This is a genomic window from SAR202 cluster bacterium (assembly GCA_009392515.1).
Lineage (GTDB): Bacteria > Chloroflexota > Dehalococcoidia > Lucifugimonadales > UBA6952 > UBA6952.
The window spans coordinates 13515-34297 of sequence record VFGE01000023.1 but is presented as its reverse complement, the minus strand read 5'-3'; the positions used below and the strand labels follow the sequence as shown (position 1 = coordinate 34297).

Annotated in this window: 24 protein-coding genes and 1 tRNA gene; 8 read left to right on the top strand and 17 right to left on the bottom strand. The window is 35.5% G+C overall.

What is annotated here, in order from left to right:
- From FI695_02660 to FI695_02630, 7 genes are all read right to left on the bottom strand, one after another.
- Positions 1-362 (bottom strand): hypothetical protein (locus FI695_02660; GenBank protein ID MQG50863.1); only part of this gene is annotated, 362 nt, incomplete at its 3' end.
- A 66-nt stretch (positions 363-428) separates the two neighbouring features.
- The gene (locus FI695_02655) at positions 429-698 is read right to left on the bottom strand and encodes a hypothetical protein (protein ID MQG50862.1); all 270 of its coding nucleotides are present in this window, start codon (positions 696-698) and stop codon (positions 429-431) included.
- Between the two features lie 30 nt (positions 699-728).
- Complete coding sequence (locus FI695_02650) at positions 729-944, bottom strand: hypothetical protein (GenBank protein ID MQG50861.1); 216 nt, start codon at positions 942-944, stop codon at positions 729-731.
- A 12-nt stretch (positions 945-956) separates the two neighbouring features.
- On the bottom strand, positions 957-2060 hold the full coding sequence (locus FI695_02645) for a mandelate racemase (GenBank protein MQG50860.1): 1104 nt from the start codon (positions 2058-2060) through the stop codon (positions 957-959).
- A gap of 19 nt (positions 2061-2079) precedes the next feature.
- Positions 2080-3057: a hypothetical protein gene (locus tag FI695_02640; GenBank protein MQG50859.1), complete on the bottom strand. Its 978-nt coding sequence runs from the start codon at positions 3055-3057 to the stop codon at positions 2080-2082.
- A gap of 116 nt (positions 3058-3173) precedes the next feature.
- Positions 3174-3506, bottom strand: a complete 333-nt coding sequence (locus FI695_02635) for a GYD domain-containing protein (GenBank protein MQG50858.1) — start codon at positions 3504-3506, stop codon at positions 3174-3176.
- A gap of 20 nt (positions 3507-3526) precedes the next feature.
- Complete coding sequence (locus tag FI695_02630) at positions 3527-4135, bottom strand: hypothetical protein (GenBank protein MQG50857.1); 609 nt, start codon at positions 4133-4135, stop codon at positions 3527-3529.
- Positions 4136-4638: 503 nt separating this feature from the next.
- On the opposite strand from FI695_02630, the gene FI695_02625 reads away from it, so the two are divergent.
- Positions 4639-5361, top strand: coding sequence for a hypothetical protein (locus FI695_02625; GenBank protein MQG50856.1), 723 nt, complete (start codon positions 4639-4641; stop codon positions 5359-5361).
- A gap of 75 nt (positions 5362-5436) precedes the next feature.
- On the top strand, positions 5437-5814 hold the full coding sequence (locus tag FI695_02620; GenBank protein MQG50855.1) for a 4-carboxymuconolactone decarboxylase: 378 nt from the start codon (positions 5437-5439) through the stop codon (positions 5812-5814).
- Positions 5815-5828: 14 nt separating this feature from the next.
- Here FI695_02620 and FI695_02615 read toward each other — a convergent pair whose 3' ends face one another.
- Together FI695_02615 and FI695_02610 are read right to left on the bottom strand one after the other, a co-directional pair.
- Positions 5829-6419 carry a hypothetical protein gene (locus FI695_02615; protein MQG50854.1) on the bottom strand — a complete coding sequence of 197 codons (591 nt, stop codon included), beginning with the start codon at positions 6417-6419 and terminating at the stop codon, positions 5829-5831.
- Between the two features lie 11 nt (positions 6420-6430).
- On the bottom strand, positions 6431-6817 hold the full coding sequence (locus tag FI695_02610) for a hypothetical protein (protein MQG50853.1): 387 nt from the start codon (positions 6815-6817) through the stop codon (positions 6431-6433).
- A gap of 63 nt (positions 6818-6880) precedes the next feature.
- Between FI695_02610 and FI695_02605 the strand changes: the two genes are divergently transcribed.
- Positions 6881-7927 carry an asparaginase gene (locus tag FI695_02605; GenBank protein ID MQG50852.1) on the top strand — a complete coding sequence of 349 codons (1047 nt, stop codon included), beginning with the start codon at positions 6881-6883 and terminating at the stop codon, positions 7925-7927.
- A gap of 3 nt (positions 7928-7930) precedes the next feature.
- Here FI695_02605 and FI695_02600 read toward each other — a convergent pair whose 3' ends face one another.
- The 6 genes from FI695_02600 to FI695_02575 form a co-directional block, all read right to left on the bottom strand.
- Positions 7931-9040 carry a hypothetical protein gene (locus tag FI695_02600; protein ID MQG50851.1) on the bottom strand — a complete coding sequence of 370 codons (1110 nt, stop codon included), beginning with the start codon at positions 9038-9040 and terminating at the stop codon, positions 7931-7933.
- A 24-nt stretch (positions 9041-9064) separates the two neighbouring features.
- A tRNA-Asn gene (locus FI695_02595) sits at positions 9065-9139 on the bottom strand.
- Between the two features lie 44 nt (positions 9140-9183).
- Positions 9184-9819 (bottom strand): DNA-3-methyladenine glycosylase 2 family protein, encoded by a 636-nt coding sequence (locus tag FI695_02590; GenBank protein MQG50850.1) that lies wholly within the window; start codon positions 9817-9819, stop codon positions 9184-9186.
- Positions 9819-10988, bottom strand: a complete 1170-nt coding sequence (locus FI695_02585) for a CoA transferase (protein MQG50849.1) — start codon at positions 10986-10988, stop codon at positions 9819-9821. The genes FI695_02590 and FI695_02585 overlap by 1 nt, the downstream gene beginning before the upstream one ends.
- A gap of 14 nt (positions 10989-11002) precedes the next feature.
- Positions 11003-12223, bottom strand: coding sequence for a CoA transferase (locus FI695_02580; protein MQG50848.1), 1221 nt, complete (start codon positions 12221-12223; stop codon positions 11003-11005).
- Positions 12224-12241: 18 nt separating this feature from the next.
- The gene (locus FI695_02575) at positions 12242-13039 is read right to left on the bottom strand and encodes an enoyl-CoA hydratase/isomerase family protein (protein ID MQG50847.1); all 798 of its coding nucleotides are present in this window, start codon (positions 13037-13039) and stop codon (positions 12242-12244) included.
- A gap of 143 nt (positions 13040-13182) precedes the next feature.
- On the opposite strand from FI695_02575, the gene ggt reads away from it, so the two are divergent.
- Complete coding sequence (gene ggt / locus FI695_02570) at positions 13183-14811, top strand: gamma-glutamyltransferase (protein ID MQG50846.1); 1629 nt, start codon at positions 13183-13185, stop codon at positions 14809-14811.
- A 2-nt stretch (positions 14812-14813) separates the two neighbouring features.
- On the opposite strand, the gene acsA is transcribed toward ggt, so the two are convergent.
- The gene (acsA, locus tag FI695_02565; GenBank protein MQG50845.1) at positions 14814-16574 is read right to left on the bottom strand and encodes an acetate--CoA ligase; all 1761 of its coding nucleotides are present in this window, start codon (positions 16572-16574) and stop codon (positions 14814-14816) included.
- A 156-nt stretch (positions 16575-16730) separates the two neighbouring features.
- On the opposite strand from acsA, the gene FI695_02560 reads away from it, so the two are divergent.
- From FI695_02560 to FI695_02550, 3 genes are all read left to right on the top strand, one after another.
- Positions 16731-17417 (top strand): dienelactone hydrolase family protein, encoded by a 687-nt coding sequence (locus FI695_02560; GenBank protein MQG50844.1) that lies wholly within the window; start codon positions 16731-16733, stop codon positions 17415-17417.
- A 65-nt stretch (positions 17418-17482) separates the two neighbouring features.
- Complete coding sequence (locus FI695_02555; protein ID MQG50843.1) at positions 17483-18124, top strand: biotin transporter BioY; 642 nt, start codon at positions 17483-17485, stop codon at positions 18122-18124.
- Entirely contained in the window at positions 18114-19118 is a 1005-nt protein-coding gene (locus FI695_02550; GenBank protein MQG50842.1) for an MBL fold metallo-hydrolase, read from the top strand. The genes FI695_02555 and FI695_02550 overlap by 11 nt, the downstream gene beginning before the upstream one ends.
- A 12-nt stretch (positions 19119-19130) precedes the next feature.
- On the opposite strand, the gene FI695_02545 is transcribed toward FI695_02550, so the two are convergent.
- A complete protein-coding gene (locus FI695_02545) occupies positions 19131-19487 on the bottom strand; it encodes a hypothetical protein (protein ID MQG50841.1) in 357 nt (118 codons plus the stop codon).
- An 86-nt stretch (positions 19488-19573) separates the two neighbouring features.
- Between FI695_02545 and lhgO the strand changes: the two genes are divergently transcribed.
- The gene (lhgO, locus tag FI695_02540; GenBank protein MQG50840.1) at positions 19574-20782 is read left to right on the top strand and encodes an L-2-hydroxyglutarate oxidase; all 1209 of its coding nucleotides are present in this window, start codon (positions 19574-19576) and stop codon (positions 20780-20782) included.
- The last annotated feature ends 1 nt before the right edge of the window (position 20783 follow it).

The window sequence follows — 20783 nt, the reverse complement described above, 5'->3', positions numbered from 1 at the left end:
GTAGGTGTAGGGGTAGGTGTAGGTGTAGGGGTAGGAGTAGGTGTAGGTGTAGGAAGAGGCGTAGGCGTAGGTGTGGGTACAGGAGTAGGAGTAGGAGTAGGTGTAGGTGTAGGAGTAGGTGTGGGTGTAGGAAGAGGTGTAGGAGTAGGAAGAGGTGTAGGAGTAGGAACAGGAGTAGGTGTAGATATAGGTAAAGGAGTAGGTGTGGCAGTGGGTATTTTTGCTATACCGATCTCAATAGCAGCATCAATTGTAGCTTGAACATTTGGAGCTTCCTTTGGAGAATCATTTCCACACGCGGTAAAAAGCGATATGGTTAGCATGAGAATTACCATACTAAATATGTTTAATTGTTTTGCCATAATAATATTATGATACCTAATAGATATAACTAACCTACTTCATTAAACTTGAGCAGGATAGTACTGTCAAGTTTGCGTCACATCTATTTCTTTTCCGTTGAGTAGGCATGAACTTTTTAAAGGTACCGCATTTTTAACCAGATTTTCTGCAAAACAACCTTGTTTAGCGATCCTAATTATTTCTAAAACGTCAGAATCAGGATCTTTGGATTCTACAGTAAATTCACTTCTAACTTCCGTTACTTTATTTTCAACAGTACCTTGTTTTACTGACCCCTTGAGATAATAGTCAAGTTCAACGTGTACTTTAGCGGTAGTAATTCCTACTTTTCTCATTGAAGCGTACCGCTTCAGTTGAGTAAGTAGTCAGAATCCAATACCAGCTACAATATGAGCTAAAGGAGAGGGATGTTTAGCATCTCCTCCAAGTCGTTCTGGTTCATCAGAATAAAAGGTAAATTGATTTCTTGTAGCTTTATGAAGCATTTTTTCTATATGTTCACAATCTACAACTACGGTTGAAGTAAATACACCCTTTGGTAATTCTTCACCTACGATAGATTGAGGTATATCACTTGGCATAATTGATCTCCTTTATTCTGCAGTACCAGCGTATTCTTTATGTAAAAGTTCCCAATCTATATCATATCCAAGCCCAGGTTTTGTAGGTGCATGTACAACACCTCCATCGAATTGGATATCTTCTACTAACCCGAACATATTACTTCCTGTGGAAGGGAAAAATTCAAAAAATTCACAGTTAGGGACTGCCATCGTAACATGTAGGTTGGCTACATTATTCAAGGAGTTTCCTCCGTGATGAATCTCGCATTTCATTTTGAATCCTTCTGCAAGATGGCATAGTCGAACCAATGGAGTAATACCACCAGTAATCGCTACATCGCCTCTAAGGATGTCAGTTGCAAATTGGGTGATCCATTGAGTCATGCCATAATACCTTCCAGGGGCATATTCAGTAGATAGAATAGGAATATCTAATTTTTGATGAAGTTTTATATAGTTGTAAATATCTTCTTCCGCTAAAGGGTCTTCATACCAATAGTAATTTAATTCTTCTATTGCACGGCCAACCCTTACAGCATCTTCGTAGTTGTAAGCCCATGTTGAATCTAGCATCAGTTTCATCTCAGGACCCACAGCTTTTCGTACAGCTTCAGATATTTCAATATCGTTTGCTGCAATTCCATGTGGATGTATTTTATGAGCTATCCAGCCCATTTCTTTAAATTTAATAGCTTCTTCTGCATATTCTTCTTTTGTTTCCCAAAAACCTGTACTCGAATATACAGGAACAACCTCTTTGCATGTGCCTAGTAGTCTGTGGATTGGTTGACCAGTAATTTTCCCATTTATATCCCAAAGACAAATATCTATTGCACCAATTATGTATGTTGAAACCGATCGGTTAGCTTTCCAAAGATCTTGCCAAATCGCACCAATATCTTGAGGGTTTTTCCCAATAAGTCTTGGTTTAATAAATTCAATCAAACCTGGAGCAAAATGATCCGCACCCATCCTCGAGCTACCGAGAAAAGCGTTTCCACTTATTCCTTCATCTGTTTCAACAGTAACTACTCCAAGTTTTTGAGTACTACCGAAAGTTTGAAAATTAAGTCCTACTTTCCATGGTTCCGATTTCCAGTAGAACATATCCATTTTTACATTTGTAATTTTCATAATACTCCTTTACTTATCATTAACAAGAAACCAATGCCCTATCACAATCTAATATTTCATTTGCATATTGTCTCGTTATGGATGTTCCGTCATCGTTTTTGTCTAATATTTTAAACAAACCATAAATTCCCCCACCAAGAGCACTGGATAGTATAAGGCTGGCCAAAATGAATGCAAGAATATATGGTCCTCCTTTTAAATACGTCCCCTCAAATCGTCCTGGTTCTGGTGTAATAGGAGAAGGTCTCCATTGAGTTTCTTCAGGTGTATATTCTACAGTATTTTTTGCTTCTAACTGTGCTCTAAGAAAAGCTATTTCTTCAGCCATACGTTCAATTTCTGGATTATTTTCTTGAATGGTTGGTTGCTGATTTGCAATTTCTTCTCGAAGGTTTTCCATTTCTTTTTGAAGGTTTTCGATTTCTGGATTTACATCAACAGTTTTTGTTACAGATTTACTGACTGACATACTTAAATATTTTTCTTTATTAAATGAAGTTAATAGATAGAAATGAAGTGGGCCTGTAAGAGCTATAGTAGCAAGAGGAACCAATATCACCAAAACGTTCGTTGCAATACATATACCTGAGATAATAAAAAATACCAAAATAACCACAGGTGTTGCTAGTACTGAAATAAACCTTTTTTCGATACTTTTAATAGTTGGTTTGTTATATTTTAAAAAAGTAGAAATAACACCATACATGGGTAAAACTAGAATAACAAAACCTGCAACAAGAAATGCAATTCCAAATCCTTTAGCAGTCATATTTTCGTTAGAATCTAGAAAGAATGCAGCAATAACACTTACCAAAATCCCGCCACCAATTGTTGATATGATTAAACTTAGTGTGTAGGATCCAAGATGAGATAGAAAACCAGGTTTAATAAAAATGTCATGAAATGACAATGAATACGTAGATTCTATATTGATAGCATTAGGTCTATATGGATGATTAGAAGATTGATCAGTTTTTTTAGGCATGTCATCCCACATTACAAAACTCCTAAATATTTATAGTGTATATTTAAAGATATTTTACTTTAAATTAGAACACTTTAGGTCATAATCCAATCCCTAAAGTGTTCTAATAAAAGAGGCGATAGGTAAAATTAACCAGTAGGTGGAGTGTAACTAATTCCCTGTGCAGTTTTTAACGCATCTACTAAATCTTCTATCGGCATTAATGGTGTCGTTTTTAGATTCGTTACGGCCCCCGTGCTTCCAATAGCTATTGATGCTGCAGCCATTGTTTTGTCATCTGGAGCTTCAATAAGTAAAACTAAGTCATTTTCACCAAATGCTGCAAATCCCTGAACTATGTTAATACCGGATGGTGCAAGCATATTTGAAACCTGTTCTAATCGATTTTGTGGATTAGCTATTTGTGCAGCCCAAGCATTTGCTGAGTATGACCCTTGTAATAAATAATGTCCCATTTTCATCCTCCCCCCTCATTAAATATTTAATTTTGAGCTCTAGAAATCACTCGGTGTAAAGATATGTAGGATTTTTCTGTGAGATCAGCAATTTTTGCCCTGACTCCTGAATTATCAGGTCCAATTGTTCTTTCATATGCATTAACTACATCACTGAGAGAGGCAAAATAGAGAGACATTCTAAGAACGTCAGCATCTCCACCTAAAGGAATCATTACTAATGGTTTTTGTTCTTGATTAGCCCATCTTTCTTTTGTATATTCTAATAATGAATCTCTTTCCCCTCTTTTTGCTATAAATGTACGCCGAACAATAAATTTCGGATTATCTGGAGTGCCTTCTGGCATTTGATTCACAATCAGTAGATTTCTTTTGACATCTGAGCATTTGGCATGAATTTGTGCATGTTTAGCGTTAAATTCAGGTGTGACCTGTTCCATTCGTTCTTCAAGTTCATCAGGATTTTGAAAAACACCATTTACTGCAATATGGCGGTTAGCAATTAATGGCATTGCAAGAGAAACACTCACGTTAGTGTTTAGATTTTCTTCTTCTCGTAAAGTAATAACATCATTGATTACCTCAGTCCATCGTCCATGATGTGGATAGAGTAATGTTTGTAGTATAACTGACATTTGTTCCTCCTTTTTTGAGTAAAAAAAAAGACCTCTTTTGAGGTCTCTACTAAGTCGGTGATTCTTAATTCAAATTATTTCATCTGCACCTCCCACCCTGAAGAGACCATAAGATTTCTACAACAAAGAAGACAACAGCATAGACAACAACATAGGGATATAAAGGATTTGTTAATCGAAAAAGATAAATAGGAATTTAATATTGCTGAAAAAATATGCATTTTTAGTGTGGCCTCTAAAATTTATATAGTCTCGACTCTTTAAATATAGCAAAAATATTGTGTTATTAATCACAATTTATATACAAAAATACGATAAAATGCTCAATATTCTAATTATTTATAAATATTGCTAAATTTTTGGTGCATATTATTCATTATTAACGATTCTGTTACTGAATCATTAATAATACGGTTAAATATGATAAATTTTTACGATATTTTGCTTTATATTTGGTTTTCGTTTACAATCCCTGCAGTTAAATATAAACCCAGGAGGTGTGTATGGGTTCTGAAAAAAATATATCTGCTGTTTTATTAGTGATATGTCCAATTGTTGTATTGGCGATGTTTTTTACACTGTTATCAACAATAGGAGATGCAGATTGGTCTGATACAAAAGGAATTACTTTATTGTTAGGCGAAAATTCGTCGAATATAGGTACAGGTATGGCTATAGTCACAGTAGCTATGGGACTTATGTTTGCATCTTATGGTTACGTACGAAGTACTATGACTGGAGGAAGTGGAGCAGGTTTAGCTAATATAGGATTTGTTTTAATTGTTGGTATGTTTGCTGCCTTTTTAATCGAAAACGGTTTAATAGCAGCTGCAGCTGATGCTTCTTCTACTGGTCAAGCCGCTGGTGCCGCCGCTGCTGCTGCTGCAGTTGCAGCAGGAGATGCAGCCAATGCCGCAGCTATAGGTGAGGCTACAGCAAGTGCTGCTGGAGTGTCTATAGGTGCATCATTAGTTGTTGCTTCACAAGGTGTAGGAACAATTGGTACTATTGCAGGATTTTTAGGATTTGCATTGATTGGCCTTGGTATGATTATCCAAAAAAATTGGAATATAGTTGTAGCAATACTTTTAATTATTACAGGTCTTTTGGGAGCAATTGGTACACCTATAATGGGATACGATTCTGAGAATATGGCTATCGTTTGGTTTGCAATGATGGTAAGCACTGCAGTAACAGGTGTATTTACGTATCTCAGAGAAGAGTAAATTAACAATTAAATAGTTTTAATAGAAATGCCCAGAATTTTCTGGGCATTTTCTTATTGTAATGAAGGGAGAGTTATGGATAAGGAACTTTTTGAAAAGGGATTAGCAAAGAGGAAATCAGTATTAGGTGCAGAATACGTAGAACGATCTCTTGCACAAGCAACAGATTTTAATAGACCATTTCAAGAATTAGTAACTGAATTTGCGTGGGGATTTGGATGGGGTGATGAAACATTAAATCAAAAAACAAGATCGATGCTAAATTTAGCAATGATTGCTGCATTAAACAGAATGACTGAGTGGGAATTACATCTTCGTGGGGCATTAAATAATGGTGTAACAAGAGAAGAAATCAAATCGATATTACATCACGTTGCTATTTATTGTGGTATGCCTGTTGGAGTTGAATGTTTCCGAATTGCTCAAAGAGTTTTTTCGGATATAGATGGATAGGTTTGAATAACATATCAAGATAGAATTGCCCATAATACGACTAAGATAGTTAGAATAATCATGCTTCTCATGAGTTTTTGGTTATTTGGTAGAGAACGACCAAGTACACTACCACCCCAACACCAAAGGCTCGTGAGTGTTAATTGACATATAGCAAAACCAAAGACCACAGTTACTAATTGTGTAGGAAAAGATCCTATAGCAGGAGCAAAGTTACTCCATGCAAGAGCTGACATTACCCATGCTTTGGGGTTAAGAGGATGAACAATAATTCCGTGTTTAAAATTAAATTGGTGTGATTGTTGAATATCATCTGTATTAACAGGCTTACTATTCCAAGAGCGTGTTGCAAGATAAATCATATAACCCGCACTTACGTATTTAAATATTTGAAATAGTGTTAGGTTGTCAGAGAGGATTACTCCAAATCCAAATCCTATAAGAATATTCAGAGGTATTTTGCCTACAGCGAGACCAACGAGAAATCCACTACAAGATTTCAATCCTATTTGTGACCCACCAAGCATAGCGAGTAAATTTGCTGGCCCTGGTGTACCTACCATCAAAATCATAAAACCAAATAGAGAAAAGTATGCTTCTATCATTGGATTGTTTTTTATGCAGGTTTATAAATCATTAACCCAACGAGTATTACAGCTACTATTGTCAATAAGTAGTATTCGGTAGATACATAAACAACACCTTGATTATTATTGATAGCTTTTTTATATTTTCGTCGAAGTAAAACTTCGTTAATAATTATGAGAGCTATCCATAAAGAATATGAGATAGAAACCCATAAGGCTCCGTGGCTATAATTAGCAACTTGAATTATCCATATTCCAGTTAGTAAAGAAAGAAGACTAACTATTGGAAGCAGTGTTAAGTTAATTCTAAATTGACTTGAAGGTAGCTCAATTTTTGAATTAAATATTCCAAAGAGAACTACATACCCTATCCCAAGGGCTGAAATTACATGTAAAAATAATGCGAGATTATACATAATTTACTCCAATCATTCTTTAATAATATTAAACGTTAGTGATATTCAACTGTCAATTTTTATATGAGTTTTCTACACAAAAGTGTAAAATCAGACAAGGAGGTAGATATGAAACAAGAATTACCAAATGTACATATTATTGCTACAGGGGGAACAATATCTGGTATTGGTGCTAATCGACTGGATTATACTCAATATTCCGATACGGGAAATCGTTATACAATTGAACAACTTATAGGACGTATTCCTGAAGTGCAAAACATTGCAAATTTAACCTACGAGAATTTATTAGCTACTGGTAGTACCAATATTACTCCTATAGATTGGCTGGTCATTGCTGAACGTGCAAATACACTTTTACAAGAGGGAATTGACGGTATTGTTATTACGCACGGCACAGCTACTTTAGAAGAAACAGCATATTTTTTAAATCTTACAGTCAAGTCTAATAAACCAGTTGTGTTAACTGGCGCTATGAGGCCGCCATCATCCATGAGTACAGATGCAGATATTAATTTACTTGATGCAATACGTATAGCTTCCAGTAAAAATGCTTCAAATATGGGTGTAATGGGAGTATTAAATAATCAAATTCATTCGGCAAGGGAAATCATTAAAATGAACACCTTACGTGTCGACACTTTCCAATCTAATGATCTAGGGTTTTTGGGTTTTGTAGATTCAGATGGACAAGTAATTTTTTATCGTAATTCAACAAAAACTCATACTTACCAGAGTGAGTTTAGTACTCAGGGGTTAAATCAATTGCCAAGAGTTGATATTGTCGTAGCTTATTCTGGCGGTGATGGTTTATTGATTGAAGCTGTGAAAAAAAATGAATCTCAAGGACTAATTCTAGCTGGTTTTGGCTCTGGAACATTGCCAACTGTAATGAAAGATTCTGCTCTTCAATTGGTCAAAGATGGTATTCCAGTAGTATTGGCATCTCGGTCTATTATGGGTAGGATCGTACTTACAGAAAAATTTAGAGATGAAGGCTTTATTACTTGTGATAATTTGTCACCTCAAAAAGCTCGAATATTACTAATGTTAAGCTTATTACAAACAAGTGATACACAAAAAATTAGAGATTTATTTGAAAAATATTAGAATTTATTTAGTAAAATTATGAATAATAAATTCATCGATTATTTCATTATCAATGTTTTTAAAATATCCTTTTGCTTTCGTTGGATCTCCATCTACATGAAATGTAATAAAAAGAGCACCAGGCTTAGCATTTTGGTTTGAAGCGTATATTTTTGCCCATTCATTGTTGCAACCATATGGATAAGTTGTAGGTTTACATCTTTCTTGATTTCTTATACTTTCTCCACCGATTCCTGAAACAAAGACGAATGTAGAACCTTTTTGAGTTTCAGTTTCCTTGGATATTTGTATTTCGTTTCGTTGATTCCAGTCCCGATGAACTTCTTGAGTGGTGGTATTAGTTAAAGTTTTTGTTCTTGAGTAAGTATGTGAATGGCCTGAAGCAATTATTGCTCCATTTTTTCTACAATTTTCATAAGGCTCCCAACCAACAGCATCCTTCTTGCTTCCTATTTGCATTTCTTTTTGATTCTTATGCCAAGTACATATTTTCCATAAAGCATCACTGTTTTCTAAAGCATTACTTATATAACTATTATGATTGTCTCCTATTTCTCCAACTCCAGATAAAATAAAAAATAATCCTTTATAAATACATGTAGATTTAATACCAAGATTGCCAAAACAAGTTACATCTATATTATTATCAACTCTTTGCTGTAACAATTTTTGATATGTTGTCCAGTTACCTCCATCATGATTACCAATTGCTCCAAAGTAAGGAAAATTAGGACCTAGGATATTTGTTATTTGCGCATCCCAGTCAAGTGCTGTACCTATATAACTTTCACGACCATATAAATATTTAATAATAGAGTTACAACATCCAAAATCACCTGCATGTATTACCATGTCTGTTTTTTCATCTTTGATTAATTGTAATACTTTCTCAGCCTTTTCATTAATTCCTTGATCTGCTATAAATGCAACTTTTAGATTTTCAGTTATTTGTTTTGAATTAGTGGATGTTGTTAATTCATATGTAGATGTAGGATCTTTAGTTTGTATTTTTGTTTGCGTAGTAATATTGGAATCGTTTTCCTTAGATAGAGAACATCCTACAAATATCAGAATCAGAGGCATAAAAATAAATAACTTTTTATAATATTGCATTGTTATTTAGGGGTGGAAATATATTGGCTCCGCAGGTAGGACTCGAACCTACGACCAATCGGTTAACAGCCGACCGCTCTACCACTGAGCTACTGCGGATCATTAGGAGAAAATCGTATAGGATTTGTATTTAAAAAGCAAGTCTATTTTTTATTTATAGGTGGTTCATTATTGGCCACTTGCCACATGTACCATGACCCAATAGAACGATACGGCTTCCATTTGGAAGTAATTTTTTCGATTTCTTCCAATTCTGCTTTTTCTTTATCAAAATAGACTATTCTTATTCCTTTAATTAGTCCTGCATCTCTATGAGAAAATATATCCTGCCTTTGTAATGAAAACATTTGAAACATTTCTGCAGTCCAAATACCAATTCCTCGTAATTTAATGAGCTTTTCAATTATAAATTCATTAGATTTATCATAGAGGGAAGTAAGGTAATCTGGCCTTTTAATGAGAACCTCAGATATTTCTTTCATACTTCTACATTTCGCATATGATAATCCACACATTCTTAAATCTTCAGTGGGAGTTTGTATCAAGAAATCTGGAGTAAATTCTGACATTTCTCCTAAAGAATATAATCGGTCTTTTATTGTACGAGCAACTTTTGTTGATAATTGTTGAGATACAATTGAACTTATTAAATTATCAAAGAGATTAATTTTCTTTTTTTCTTGTGTTGCGAAGGGAGATATACCAAATTGATGTATGAGAGATTCCATTTTCTCATCTGCTTTTATCAAATGAGTTTTTATAATTTCCCAATCTTTCATTAGATTACTTCTTCAGCATGAAGAGCGTCTAATTCTTCTTCTGAAAGATTGAGAAGTTCCGATAAAACCTCTCTAGAGTGTTCTCCCGGTAGAGGAGCGTGTCCAATTTGATATCCACTTCTACTGAAATGAAATATGTCACCAATAGCATTAATTCGGCTCACATTAGGGGCGTCAGTAATATAATCGTCAATTTCTTCAATAATATTTCTTTCTCTCATATGGGGATCATGTGCTGCTTCAGCAATAGTATTAATTTTTTGTATTGGAACACCGTGAGGGGAGAAAAGATTTATAACTTCATCACGAGTTTTATCAGAAAACCATTGAGATAAATACTCTTCTATTTCTACGGCATTTTCTGTTCTTCCTTGCCGTGTAGCATATCGTTCATCATCTATCCATTCTTTTTTGCCTACAACTTCTGCAGCTCTTTTCCACATTCTGGGGCCAGTAGAAATAAGATACACCCATCCATCTTTACATTGATAAGTGTTAGTAAAAGTATTGCCATTACCTGTTCTTCTTGGTGCTGCGCCTGTTGTTAAGTATGTAGATATTGGAATTTCTGCAGTTGTATAGCCTGTATCTGCTAAACAAACATCTAAACTTTGTCCTTCACCAGAAATTCGTGATTCCCATAAAGCAGATAGAGCTCCAATAGTTGCATGTAAGGCTGTTATTCTATCAATAAGAGGGAAGGAACACTTAAATGGATCCATTCCTTCTGTACCTTGCGTTGTCATTAAACCACTAATAGCTTGTCCTATGGGATCAAAACCCACTCGGTCTTTATATGGTCCAAATTGCCCATAGGCTGAAACATTTACCATGACTATTTTAGGGTTTAATTCTTTTAACTTTTCGTATGAAAAGCCAATTTTTCCAATTACACCTGGTCTAAAGTTTTGAATAAATATGTCTGCTGTTTTTACTAATTCTGAGAGGATATTTTTTCCTTCATCTGAATACAAATTCAGCCCTAGGCTCCGTTTACCGCTGTTATATTGCACCCAGTAGTGTTGGCCATTAGTTCTACTTTCTTCACCTTTTGGGGGTTCTATCTTTATGACATCTGCACCAAGTCTATAAAGCATCAGTCCGCATCTTGGACCTGCTTGATATCTTCCTAAATCTAGTACTCTAACACCTTCTAATGGTCCACCCATTATTCTCCTCCTAGTTATATGAATTGATTATCTGAACTTTTTACTATACCTTTTTCTTCCATTTCTAATGTGGATTTTTCGTTTAAACCCAACCATTCTTGTAAAATTTCTCTCGTATGCTCTCCAACTACAAACGCTCTTTCAGTTATTTCAGCAGGAGTTCTAGATAATCTTACAGGAGTGTTAGATACCAGGACTTCTTTTTCAATTTCTCCAGGTACAGGTAATGAAATAATAGTATTTCTGGCTTTAATATGAGGATCATTAACCATTTGTTCGATATTGTTAATTGGTCCTGTTAATGCTATACCCTCAAGCACTTCAAACCAATAATCACTATTTTGTTGTTTTATTATATTAGATAAAATTGGCTCTAAAATGCTATGATTTTCAGTGCGTTTTGGATTTGTATCAAATCTTTCGTCTGTTGCAAGCTCTTCTATACCAAGAATTACACAAAACGCCTCCCAGTCTCTGACACCTGCTACCACAATCCATCCGTCTTTAGTTTCAAAAGCCTGAAAGGGGGTAGTTAGTGGATGTCTTGCACCTACTCTTTGGGGAACTTCTCCAGTTGCTGAGTATCGAATAATGGCATTTTCTAAATTATATATCACACTTTCAACCATGCTAATATCAATTTTCTGACCTTTTCCACTAAGTTCTCTTTCATAAAGTGCAGACATTATTCCCATAGCCATATATGTTCCACCAAGAGTATCACCTATTGAAGAACCGGCTCTCATTGGTCCCCCGCTAGGGTCTCCAGTTATACTCATAAAACCACTAAACCCTTGAGCAATTACATCAAGAGCTCCCCTCGAGGAATAAGGGCCAGTTTGTCCAAATCCTGAACAAGAAGCAAAAATAAGTCTTGGATTGGTTTTGGTTAATTCTTCATAATCCAAACCAAGTTTAGCCATAGTTCCAGGTGAAAAATTTTCAGTAACTATATCTGCTTTATCAATTAACTGTTTAACTAATTTAATCCCCTCGGGATTTTTAAGATCAACCTGAATTGATTTTTTACCCCTTTCTAAGGAATATCTATAGGTACTAATACCATTTACAAACGGTCCGCTACCTCTACTATCATCTTTAGCGTCCACCTTGGCTATATTTACAACTTCAGCACCTAAATCAGATAGTATCATTGATCCAAATGGGCCTGCTAAGACATGAGTAAAATCAATTACCTTTATTCCTACTAAAGGTCCTTTCTTTTCACTAGACATATATCCTCCCTAAATCAATTATTTTGATTTTCTTGTTGAAAGAAAATCGACAAAACCATCTCTTGGATCTACTGGTTTCATCCAGCTTCCAAGAGCATCTCTTTCCAAATGTAATCTGTCTTCATAACCTATTTTGGTACCCTCATGAAGAAGTGTTTTTATTCCTTGTATCATATTTGCATGTCCAGCAGCTATTAGTTCTGCAATCTCGAGAGATTTAGGCATTACTTCATCTGGTGCGACTAAATGATTTAGTAAACCAATTTGAAAAGCTTCATCAGCTTTAACTTCTCTTCCGGTAAACATAAGTTCTTTCGCCTTGGCCATACCTACTACCATAGGTAGGCTCCAAGTTGAATTTGCTTGCCCATAGGTTGCTGCTAGATATCTAAAACTAGTTTTTTCTGATCCAACTCTGATATCAAACGTAGAGGATAGTAAGGCTGCTCCCCCAAATGCAATTCCATTAATTGCACCAATAGTTGGTTTTCTGCTATTTGCGATTAGCCAACTAAAGTTACTTGCTTTTTTAATTTTTTCTCTATGAGCAATTCTTTCTTCGTCGGTCATAGCTGCAACTTTTACTTGTTCTTTGATATCTCCACCAGCAGAGAAAGCTCTACCTTCACCTGTAAATATGACTGCACATATATCTTGATTGTTTTCTACTTCTTCCATTGCTTGTACTATTTCAAGCCTCAAGTCTGAATTCATTGCATTTAGTGATTCAGGCCTGTTTAACGTAATAATTGCAATTTTATTTTTATGTTCAAATTTAATGTTTTCAAATTCCAATTTTTGCCTCCAAAAAGAAATTTATACCCGCGGGAGTTTAGCTAACAAATATAAAATAAGTTTTATTGATACACAAGTCCATTGACATTACTTAGTGGTGGTAAATACAATGTACCAACTCAATTCGTCAAAAAAGTTGTATAAAATAGATATTTGGAGGCATTATGAACGTTCCTTATGCATCAAGACCAACAGTTTACTCGAAAAATGGAATTGTGTGTTCCACTTCTCCATTAGCTGCTTCTGCGGGAATTAAAGTACTTGCCGATGGGGGTAATGCTTTTGATGCAGCATTAGCTACTGCTGCAGTTGAAGCGATAACAGTTCCAGGAATGTGTGGATTTGGCGGTGAAGTTTTTGCAATTTTTTATGATGCTAAAACCGGTAAGACACAGGGTTTAACTTCAACTGGTATGGCACCTAAGCAGGCAACTCCAGAATATTACACCTCAAGAGGATATACAGAGATGCCAGGTATAGGTCCACTTGCGGCTTCGCCTCCAGGTGAACTTGCAGCATATGAATATTTTAATACCAATTATGGGACTATGTCACTTGCCGATTTATTGCAACCAGCAATTAAATATGCAGAAGAAGGCCATCCGATAACTCCCAGAGCTGCTCGTGTTCTTGAAGGAGCTAAAGATAAATTAGCTCAATTTCCGTCATCAGCTAAAGTATTTTTAAAATCCGATGGATCATTATATGGCGAAGGTGAAATGTTTAAAAATGTTGATTTAGCAAACACACTGAAAATTGTTGCAGAAAAAGGTATTGATGCATTTTATAACGGAGAAATTGCTGAAAAAATAGTAGCAGAATTTCAAGCAGCTGGAGGTATCATGGATAAGGAATCTCTAGCTAACCATAAAGTTGAAGTATATGAGCCAATCGAGACTGAATATAGAGGCTATACTGTTGCAGAAAACAGACCACCATCACAGGGTATGATACTTCTCGAAATGCTAAATATAATCGAGGGGTTTAATTTGTCAGATTATGGACATTTAAGCCCAGAGGCAATTCATTTGATGATTGAAGCTAAAAAGCGAGTTTTTGCAGATAGAAACGAATATTTAGCTGATCCTCATATTGAAGATATTCCATTGGATACTCTTATTTCTAAGGATTTTGCAGATTCTAGGAGGGATACCATAGATCCTTCAAAAGCTAGCGTAGAAGTAGGACCTGGCCCAGTAATAGCTGAAGGTACTGATACCAGTTACTTTTGCGTTATTGATAAAGAAGGAAATGCCCTATCATTTATACATAGTCTTTATAATGGATTTGGTTCTGGATTTGTTGCTGAGGGTACAGGTATTGTGTTTAATAACAGACAACAAGGATTCAGATTAGAAGAAGGACACCCTAATACTGTACAGCCTGGTAAACGACCTATGCATACTCTCAATGCGTATATCGTATTAAAAGATAATAAGCCATTTATTATATCTGGTACACCAGGTGCAGATTTTCAACCACAAGGGAATTTACAAATTATTACTTCAATTATTGACTATGGTTTGGGAGCACAAGAAGCAGTTGATGCTCCACGATGGTATAGTATACCTGGGAGTCATCCACCAACAGTTAATGATCCATTTGAAGTTCAAGTTGAACCTAGGATGCCAGAGTCAATTACAGATAATTTACAGAGTAAGGGACACACTATAACTTGGGGCCAAGAGGGTATAAGTCATGGAATCGTTCAACTTATATGTGTAAATCCTGAGACTGGAGTTTATGCAGGAGCCTCTGATCCTCGTGGGGATGGTCACGCATCTGCATTATAAATCTATCCATCATCTTCTAAAGTTGAAGTGTCCCCTTCAGGTAATCCTAATTCGCGAGCTTTTAGAAGTCTACGCATAATTTTGCCTGATCTTGTTTTAGGCATAACATCTATAAAGTCAATTTCTCGTGGTGCTACCCCTGCTGATAGTTTGTCTCGAGCAAAGCCTATTAATTCTCTTCTCAATTGATCAGTTGCTTCATAATCCGGATTTAATGTTACAAAGGCTTTTACAACTTCCATAGCTATAGGGTCTGGTTTACCTATGACACCTGCTTCAGCTACGGCTTCATGTTCAATTAGTGCACTTTCTACTTCGAAGGGACCTACCAAGTGGCCTGCTGTATTAATAACATCGTCAGCTCTACCTTGGAACCAAAAATATCCATCTTCATCGATAGAAGCTTGATCTCCTGTAATATACCATCCTTTTTTGAATCGAGAGTTATACATTTCATCCTGTTGCCAATAAGCAAACATTTGAGAAGGCCAGCCTGGTCTTACAGCTAGTATTCCACTTTCCCCAGAGCCTAATTCGTTATATTGATCGTCTAAAATCCCCATAGTTATACCTGGAAAAGGTTTCCCCATTGATCCTGGTCTAATATTTGTTGTTGCATAATTGGCGCACATAATTGCACCAGTTTCAGTTTGCCACCAATTATCATGTATGGGCATTTTATAATTTTTATTTCCCCATACAACAGCTTCAGGATTTAAAGGTTCCCCAACAGAACCAATAAATCTTAACGAAGAAAGATCATATCTTTGAACAACAGCTTCTCCAGCTCTCATGAGTAATCTTATAGCGGTTGGGGCTGTATACCAAACTGTTACCCCATATTTTTGTATGATTTCGTACCAAGAAGCAGCACCAAACCCACCTTCATAAATAATTTGTGTTACGCAGTTTGTCCAAGGAGCCATCATCCCATAAGAGGTTCCCGTAACCCATCCTGGATCAGCAGTACAAAAATAAATATCTCCTTCTTTGAGATCTAAAGCCCATTTGCCAGTTAACCATTGTTGAACAACTGCTTGATGGCGATGAAGTACCCCTTTTGGTTTCCCAGTAGAACCTGAGGTGTAATGCATAATTGAAAAGTCATATTGGGTTGTTGGTTCAAGTACAAAATTGCTAGCATCAACCTTGTTCATTAAATCTTTGTAAAGTAATGTTTTATCGTCAGTATTAATATTTGCAGTGCCAGGCTTATCTATCACAATAACTTTTTGTAGAGTTTTAATATCTGGCAGCATAGTATCTATTTTTGATTTTAGTTCTGGAGTTGTAACAAGAAAACTTGCTCCTGCATCTTCCATACGATCTCTAACAGGGTCTGGTCCAAAAGCTGAGAATAATGGAGCTATTACCCCTCCAGCTTTTAGTATTCCCATCGCTGCAAAATAGAGTTCTGGTATTCTATCCATAAATATAAAAACCCTATCAGCTCTTTGCATACCAAGGTTTTTCATAACTTGGCCAAATTTATCGGATTCTTCTTTGAATTGAGAATAAGTGTAGGTTTCTTCATCACCGTTTTTACCTATCCAGATTAAAGCTTTTTGTTGCCCTTTACCATTAATTACATGCCTGTCGACAGCTTCATATGCATTATTTAATCCGCCATCAGGGAGCCAATCTAGGCCGGAAAACCCATCTTTGAACCAATCGAAATTTTCTTTAGTAGACTGGTAATCAATAAGATTTGGAGTTTCTTTCATATTTGATACAGATGGTTTCGTTATTTCTTCAAAAGCCATAGTAGCCCTCCTCAATTCAATGTACAGAAATTCTATATTTCAAGTACCAATGAGTCAATGCAAATTATATAAAGTTTTATCAGTTTATATGTAGACAGTTATTCGGATACTCGTGGTAATATAACTCTACGTTACTTTAATTTAGGAGAAATTATTATGGGTAATATACAATCAGAAATAGTAGAAATGAATATAAATGGAGTTTCAGCAGAAGGATATATGAGCAAACCTACCGATTTGGAATCCAAGGCTCCGGGCATTGTAGTTATACAAGAATGGTGGGGCCTCGATGACCATATAAAAAGTATTACTGAAAGATTTGCAGAGCAAGGATTTCTTGCTATAGCCCCGGATTTATTCCATGGTAGTGTTACAACTGAACCTGATGAAGCAATGAAATTAACTCAAGCAATGGATCAGGCCCGCGCAAGAGAAGAAATAGATGCCTGTGTTTCTTATCTACAAAATAACGGAGACTCTACAGGGAAAGTAGGTATTGTTGGCTATTGTTTAGGTGGTGGACTCTCTATACAAAGTGCTTGTGAAAATAGCAATATTTCTGCTTGTAATATTTATTATGGTGGTAACCCAGACTTGGATTCTGTAAAAAATTTGCAAGCCCCAGTTTTGGGTATTTATGCTGAAAATGATCAACGTATAACTTCTAATGTGCCAGAGTTAGAAAAAGCATTGAATGATAACGGAGTTGTTAATGAAATAATTATATATCCTAATGTTGACCATGCTTTTTTTAATGATACTAACCTACCGGTTTATAACAAAGAAGCCGCTGAGTCGGCTTGGTCTAAAACATTAACATTTTTCTCTGAAAATTTACGTTGAACTTATGCTAAGAAAAGGATACCCTAGTATCTTGTGTATAGAATTAATGTAAGGGGGGAATTTTAATGCGTGGACAAAATTTTACAATCAATAATGAGTTGCCATTACTTGATATGGTGATATCCCGAGATAAAGGGTTTATTAATGTGATTGTAGATTTTTTAGCTATAATTTCATTTGTTGCTGCAACTGGACTCGCAGCACAGTTTAAGTTTTATTTGAATCCCGCAGTCCCCGTTACAGGCCAAACATTTGTAGTTCTTATGGCTGGTGCAGTTTTAGGTATGAAAAAAGGATTTATTGCTATGAGCCTTTATGCCATTTTAGGCTGGGCTAGTCATATTGGAGTTCTAAGTTTTTCGATGTTTGCTGGAAGTTTTTTAAGTAAAGGATATGTCATAGGATTTATAGCAGCTGCAACAGTGATAGGCTACTTTGTTGAACGAGGATGGGGAAGAAACCCTATTCGCTTAGCGGGTATTATGTTAATAGGTGAAATATTTATATATTTGTTTGGATTAATGTGGCTTGGCATATTTATTACATCAGATCAAATATTATCAAATGAAACAACAAGACTAGGCTTGGTATATTCTTGGGGTGTAGGGAATTTTTGGATTGGCGATACGATTAAATTAATATTGGCAGCAGGTTTAGTGCCAACCTTAACAAAATTGATTGATACAATAAAAACAAATGCTAGATAAAGAAAATGTATTACAAATAAGGGTTCCTATACCAGGAAGAGACCGAGGATTAAACCACACCTTAGTTTATCTTGTTAAATCTTTAGATAGTTGGATATTGATTGACACAGGTCTTGGCACTGATGAAGGCTATAATTTTTTAACACAATCAATTACTGATTTAGGCTTTAAACCTGACGATATAAAAAATATTCTTATTACTCATGGTCATCCAGATCACCATGGTCTTTCCGAAAGGATGAGAGAATGGACGGGTGCCCAAATTGCCATGCACCAATTGGATGCCAAATCTGAGTTTCGACGTAGAAATCGAATGGATGTTAATGATGAAACATTTAAGATATGGAATACACTTTATGGAATCCCGATTGAGCTAATGCAAAAAGAGCAAAGAGCGGTTGAAAAGCATTCAAACGAAGATTATTCTCCTTGGCGCTCTCCAGTACCAGATGCAGATATTCTTATAACAGAAAATGAAGAATTATTTGGAGATCCTAATATAGTTTCAATTTGGACTCCAGGCCATTCTCCTGGCCATATTTGTGTATACGATAAGAAACGTAAAGTCTTATTTTCAGGGGATCATGTTCTTCCACGAATTACACCAAATATAAGTATGTATCCAGGTGATGATCATAATCCTTTGGGGCAATATATTGATTCATTAACACAGGTAGAAAATTTAGATGTTGAGACTGTTTACCCGGCACACCAAGGTACGTTTACTGGTTTGAAAGATCGTGTAGTCGTAATGAAGCAACATCATGAAGATCGAATGCAAGAAATGACAAATGCTATAAAAAATTCTACCGATGGCTTAACAGCCTGGCAGGTTGCTTCAAATATTCATTGGAATGTTGGTACTTGGGAAAATATAGGGTTTTGGACTAGACGTATGGCTACAACTGAAACTTTATCTCATCTTGAGTATATGTATAATAATAATATAGTTAAAAAAACAGAACGTAACTCACAAGTAACTTATCAAATTTAGTGTATTTCCCCTTCATTTATTTTTTTGACTATTGTATCCACCTATAATTGTGCCAAGAAGAGAAAGCCCAAGAATATAAATGAATAATATTGAGGTAATCAATATACCTCCGAGGGAAAAATCATCAGGTACTAGTGAGAGAGATTCTCCAAAAACTACTATTGCAATAAAGAAATATAAAAACACTGAAATAGTTATTCCTAGAGATAAAAGCATTGCTTTTAGAGGATCAGATTTTGTTATTGTTCCTGCAATTAATCCTCCGATAAATGGTCCAATTGGACCTGTAAAAAAGTGAATAATTGGAGGTAAAATTGCTATAAAAGGTATTAAAGAACCTATGATTATTGCTTGTAAAAATCTTAACATAGAGCAATTATACAATAGCAAAATGTAATTGTAAGTGGGATTTATATGTTATCCTTCTATTAAATTTTGATCACATGAGGTGAAATATGTCAGGACAATATGATATCGCAATTATTGGTGGCGGAATATTAGGACTAGCAACTGCGATGACTATTACAAAAAATCATCCTAACCAAAAAGTTGTGTTAGTTGAAAAAGAAGACACATTAGCTAAACATCAAACTGGACATAATAGTGGTGTTATTCATGCAGGTTTATATTATCGACCAGGTTCTCAGAAAGCTTCTTTCTGCGTTGATGGAGCGAGAAATATGAGAGAGTTTTGTGACGAGCATAATATTAAGTATGATTTAGTTGGTAAAGTGGTAGTGGCGACCAACGAGGAAGAAATTCCTCGTCTTGAAAATCTTTTCGAAAGAGGTACTGCTAATGGTGTAGAAGGTTTAACAATGATTGGACCTGAACGTTTAAAAGAAATTGAGCCTCATGCATCAGGTGTACAAGCAATTCATTCTCCTAATACTGGTATAGTTGATTACATTCAAGTTTCACAAGCTTATGCTACTGAATATCAGGAAGCAGGAGGAGACCTTTTTACTAATTCAGAAGTTGTAAAAATAAATGAAGATCAAAATGGGTATGTATTAACAACGAAATCTGGCGAATATAAAGCTAAATATTTAATTAATTGTGCTGGATTATATGCAGATAAGATTGTGAATATGATAGGTGAAAAATCAAATATTAAAATTATTCCATTTCGTGGAGAGTATTTTGAATTAACCGAAGATTCTCATCATTTGGTAAATGGTTTAATTTATCCGGTTCCAGATCCCAAATTTCCTTTTTTGGGTGTCCATTACACCAGATTAATCAATGGTGGAGTTGAAGCAGGACCTAATGCTGTTTTGGCATTTGCTAAAGAAGGCTATAAATTCAGCACTGTTAATCCAAAAGAATTTCTCGGGACATTATCCTTTAGTGGGTTTTGGATTATGGCAGCAAAATATTGGAAAACTGGAATGTCGGAAATGTACAGGTCTCTGAGTAAAAAATCATTTACTCGATCTCTCCAAAAGCTTGTTCCAGAAATTCGTGAGGAAAATTTAGTCTCCACTGAAGCTGGAGTAAGGGCTCAGGCAGTAGATTCTACTGGATTTCTTTTAGATGATTTTAGTATTATACAAACTGCTCGGGGTATACATGTACAGAATGCCCCATCCCCAGCAGCTACATCTTCACTTTCTATAGGAAAATATGTTGCTGATTTAGCACAATCTTCGTTTAGTTTATAAT

Excerpts from the sequence above, each read along its gene's own strand:
- FI695_02615 (MQG50854.1), bottom strand. The coding sequence starts at position 6,419 with ATGATAGAAGCATACTTTTCTCTATTTGGTTTTATGATTTTGATGGTA.
- FI695_02610 (MQG50853.1), bottom strand. The coding sequence starts at position 6,817 with ATGTATAATCTCGCATTATTTTTACATGTAATTTCAGCCCTTGGGATA.
- FI695_02590 (MQG50850.1), bottom strand. The coding sequence starts at position 9,819 with ATGAAAGATTGGGAAATTATAAAAACTCATTTGATAAAAGCAGATGAG.
- FI695_02640 (MQG50859.1), bottom strand. The coding sequence starts at position 3,057 with ATGTGGGATGACATGCCTAAAAAAACTGATCAATCTTCTAATCATCCA.
- FI695_02580 (MQG50848.1), bottom strand. The coding sequence starts at position 12,223 with ATGTCTAGTGAAAAGAAAGGACCTTTAGTAGGAATAAAGGTAATTGAT.
- FI695_02635 (MQG50858.1), bottom strand. The coding sequence starts at position 3,506 with ATGAAAATGGGACATTATTTATTACAAGGGTCATACTCAGCAAATGCT.
- FI695_02655 (MQG50862.1), bottom strand. The coding sequence starts at position 698 with ATGAGAAAAGTAGGAATTACTACCGCTAAAGTACACGTTGAACTTGAC.
- FI695_02550 (MQG50842.1), top strand. The coding sequence starts at position 18,114 with ATGCTAGATAAAGAAAATGTATTACAAATAAGGGTTCCTATACCAGGA.
- ggt (MQG50846.1), top strand. The coding sequence starts at position 13,183 with ATGAACGTTCCTTATGCATCAAGACCAACAGTTTACTCGAAAAATGGA.
- FI695_02625 (MQG50856.1), top strand. The coding sequence starts at position 4,639 with ATGGGTTCTGAAAAAAATATATCTGCTGTTTTATTAGTGATATGTCCA.
- FI695_02620 (MQG50855.1), top strand. The coding sequence starts at position 5,437 with ATGGATAAGGAACTTTTTGAAAAGGGATTAGCAAAGAGGAAATCAGTA.
- FI695_02650 (MQG50861.1), bottom strand. The coding sequence starts at position 944 with ATGCCAAGTGATATACCTCAATCTATCGTAGGTGAAGAATTACCAAAG.
- acsA (MQG50845.1), bottom strand. The coding sequence starts at position 16,574 with ATGGCTTTTGAAGAAATAACGAAACCATCTGTATCAAATATGAAAGAA.
- lhgO (MQG50840.1), top strand. The coding sequence starts at position 19,574 with ATGTCAGGACAATATGATATCGCAATTATTGGTGGCGGAATATTAGGA.
- FI695_02585 (MQG50849.1), bottom strand. The coding sequence starts at position 10,988 with ATGGGTGGACCATTAGAAGGTGTTAGAGTACTAGATTTAGGAAGATAT.
- FI695_02630 (MQG50857.1), bottom strand. The coding sequence starts at position 4,135 with ATGTCAGTTATACTACAAACATTACTCTATCCACATCATGGACGATGG.
- FI695_02545 (MQG50841.1), bottom strand. The coding sequence starts at position 19,487 with ATGTTAAGATTTTTACAAGCAATAATCATAGGTTCTTTAATACCTTTT.
- FI695_02605 (MQG50852.1), top strand. The coding sequence starts at position 6,881 with ATGAGTTTTCTACACAAAAGTGTAAAATCAGACAAGGAGGTAGATATG.
- FI695_02645 (MQG50860.1), bottom strand. The coding sequence starts at position 2,060 with ATGAAAATTACAAATGTAAAAATGGATATGTTCTACTGGAAATCGGAA.
- FI695_02600 (MQG50851.1), bottom strand. The coding sequence starts at position 9,040 with ATGCAATATTATAAAAAGTTATTTATTTTTATGCCTCTGATTCTGATA.
- FI695_02555 (MQG50843.1), top strand. The coding sequence starts at position 17,483 with ATGCGTGGACAAAATTTTACAATCAATAATGAGTTGCCATTACTTGAT.
- FI695_02560 (MQG50844.1), top strand. The coding sequence starts at position 16,731 with ATGGGTAATATACAATCAGAAATAGTAGAAATGAATATAAATGGAGTT.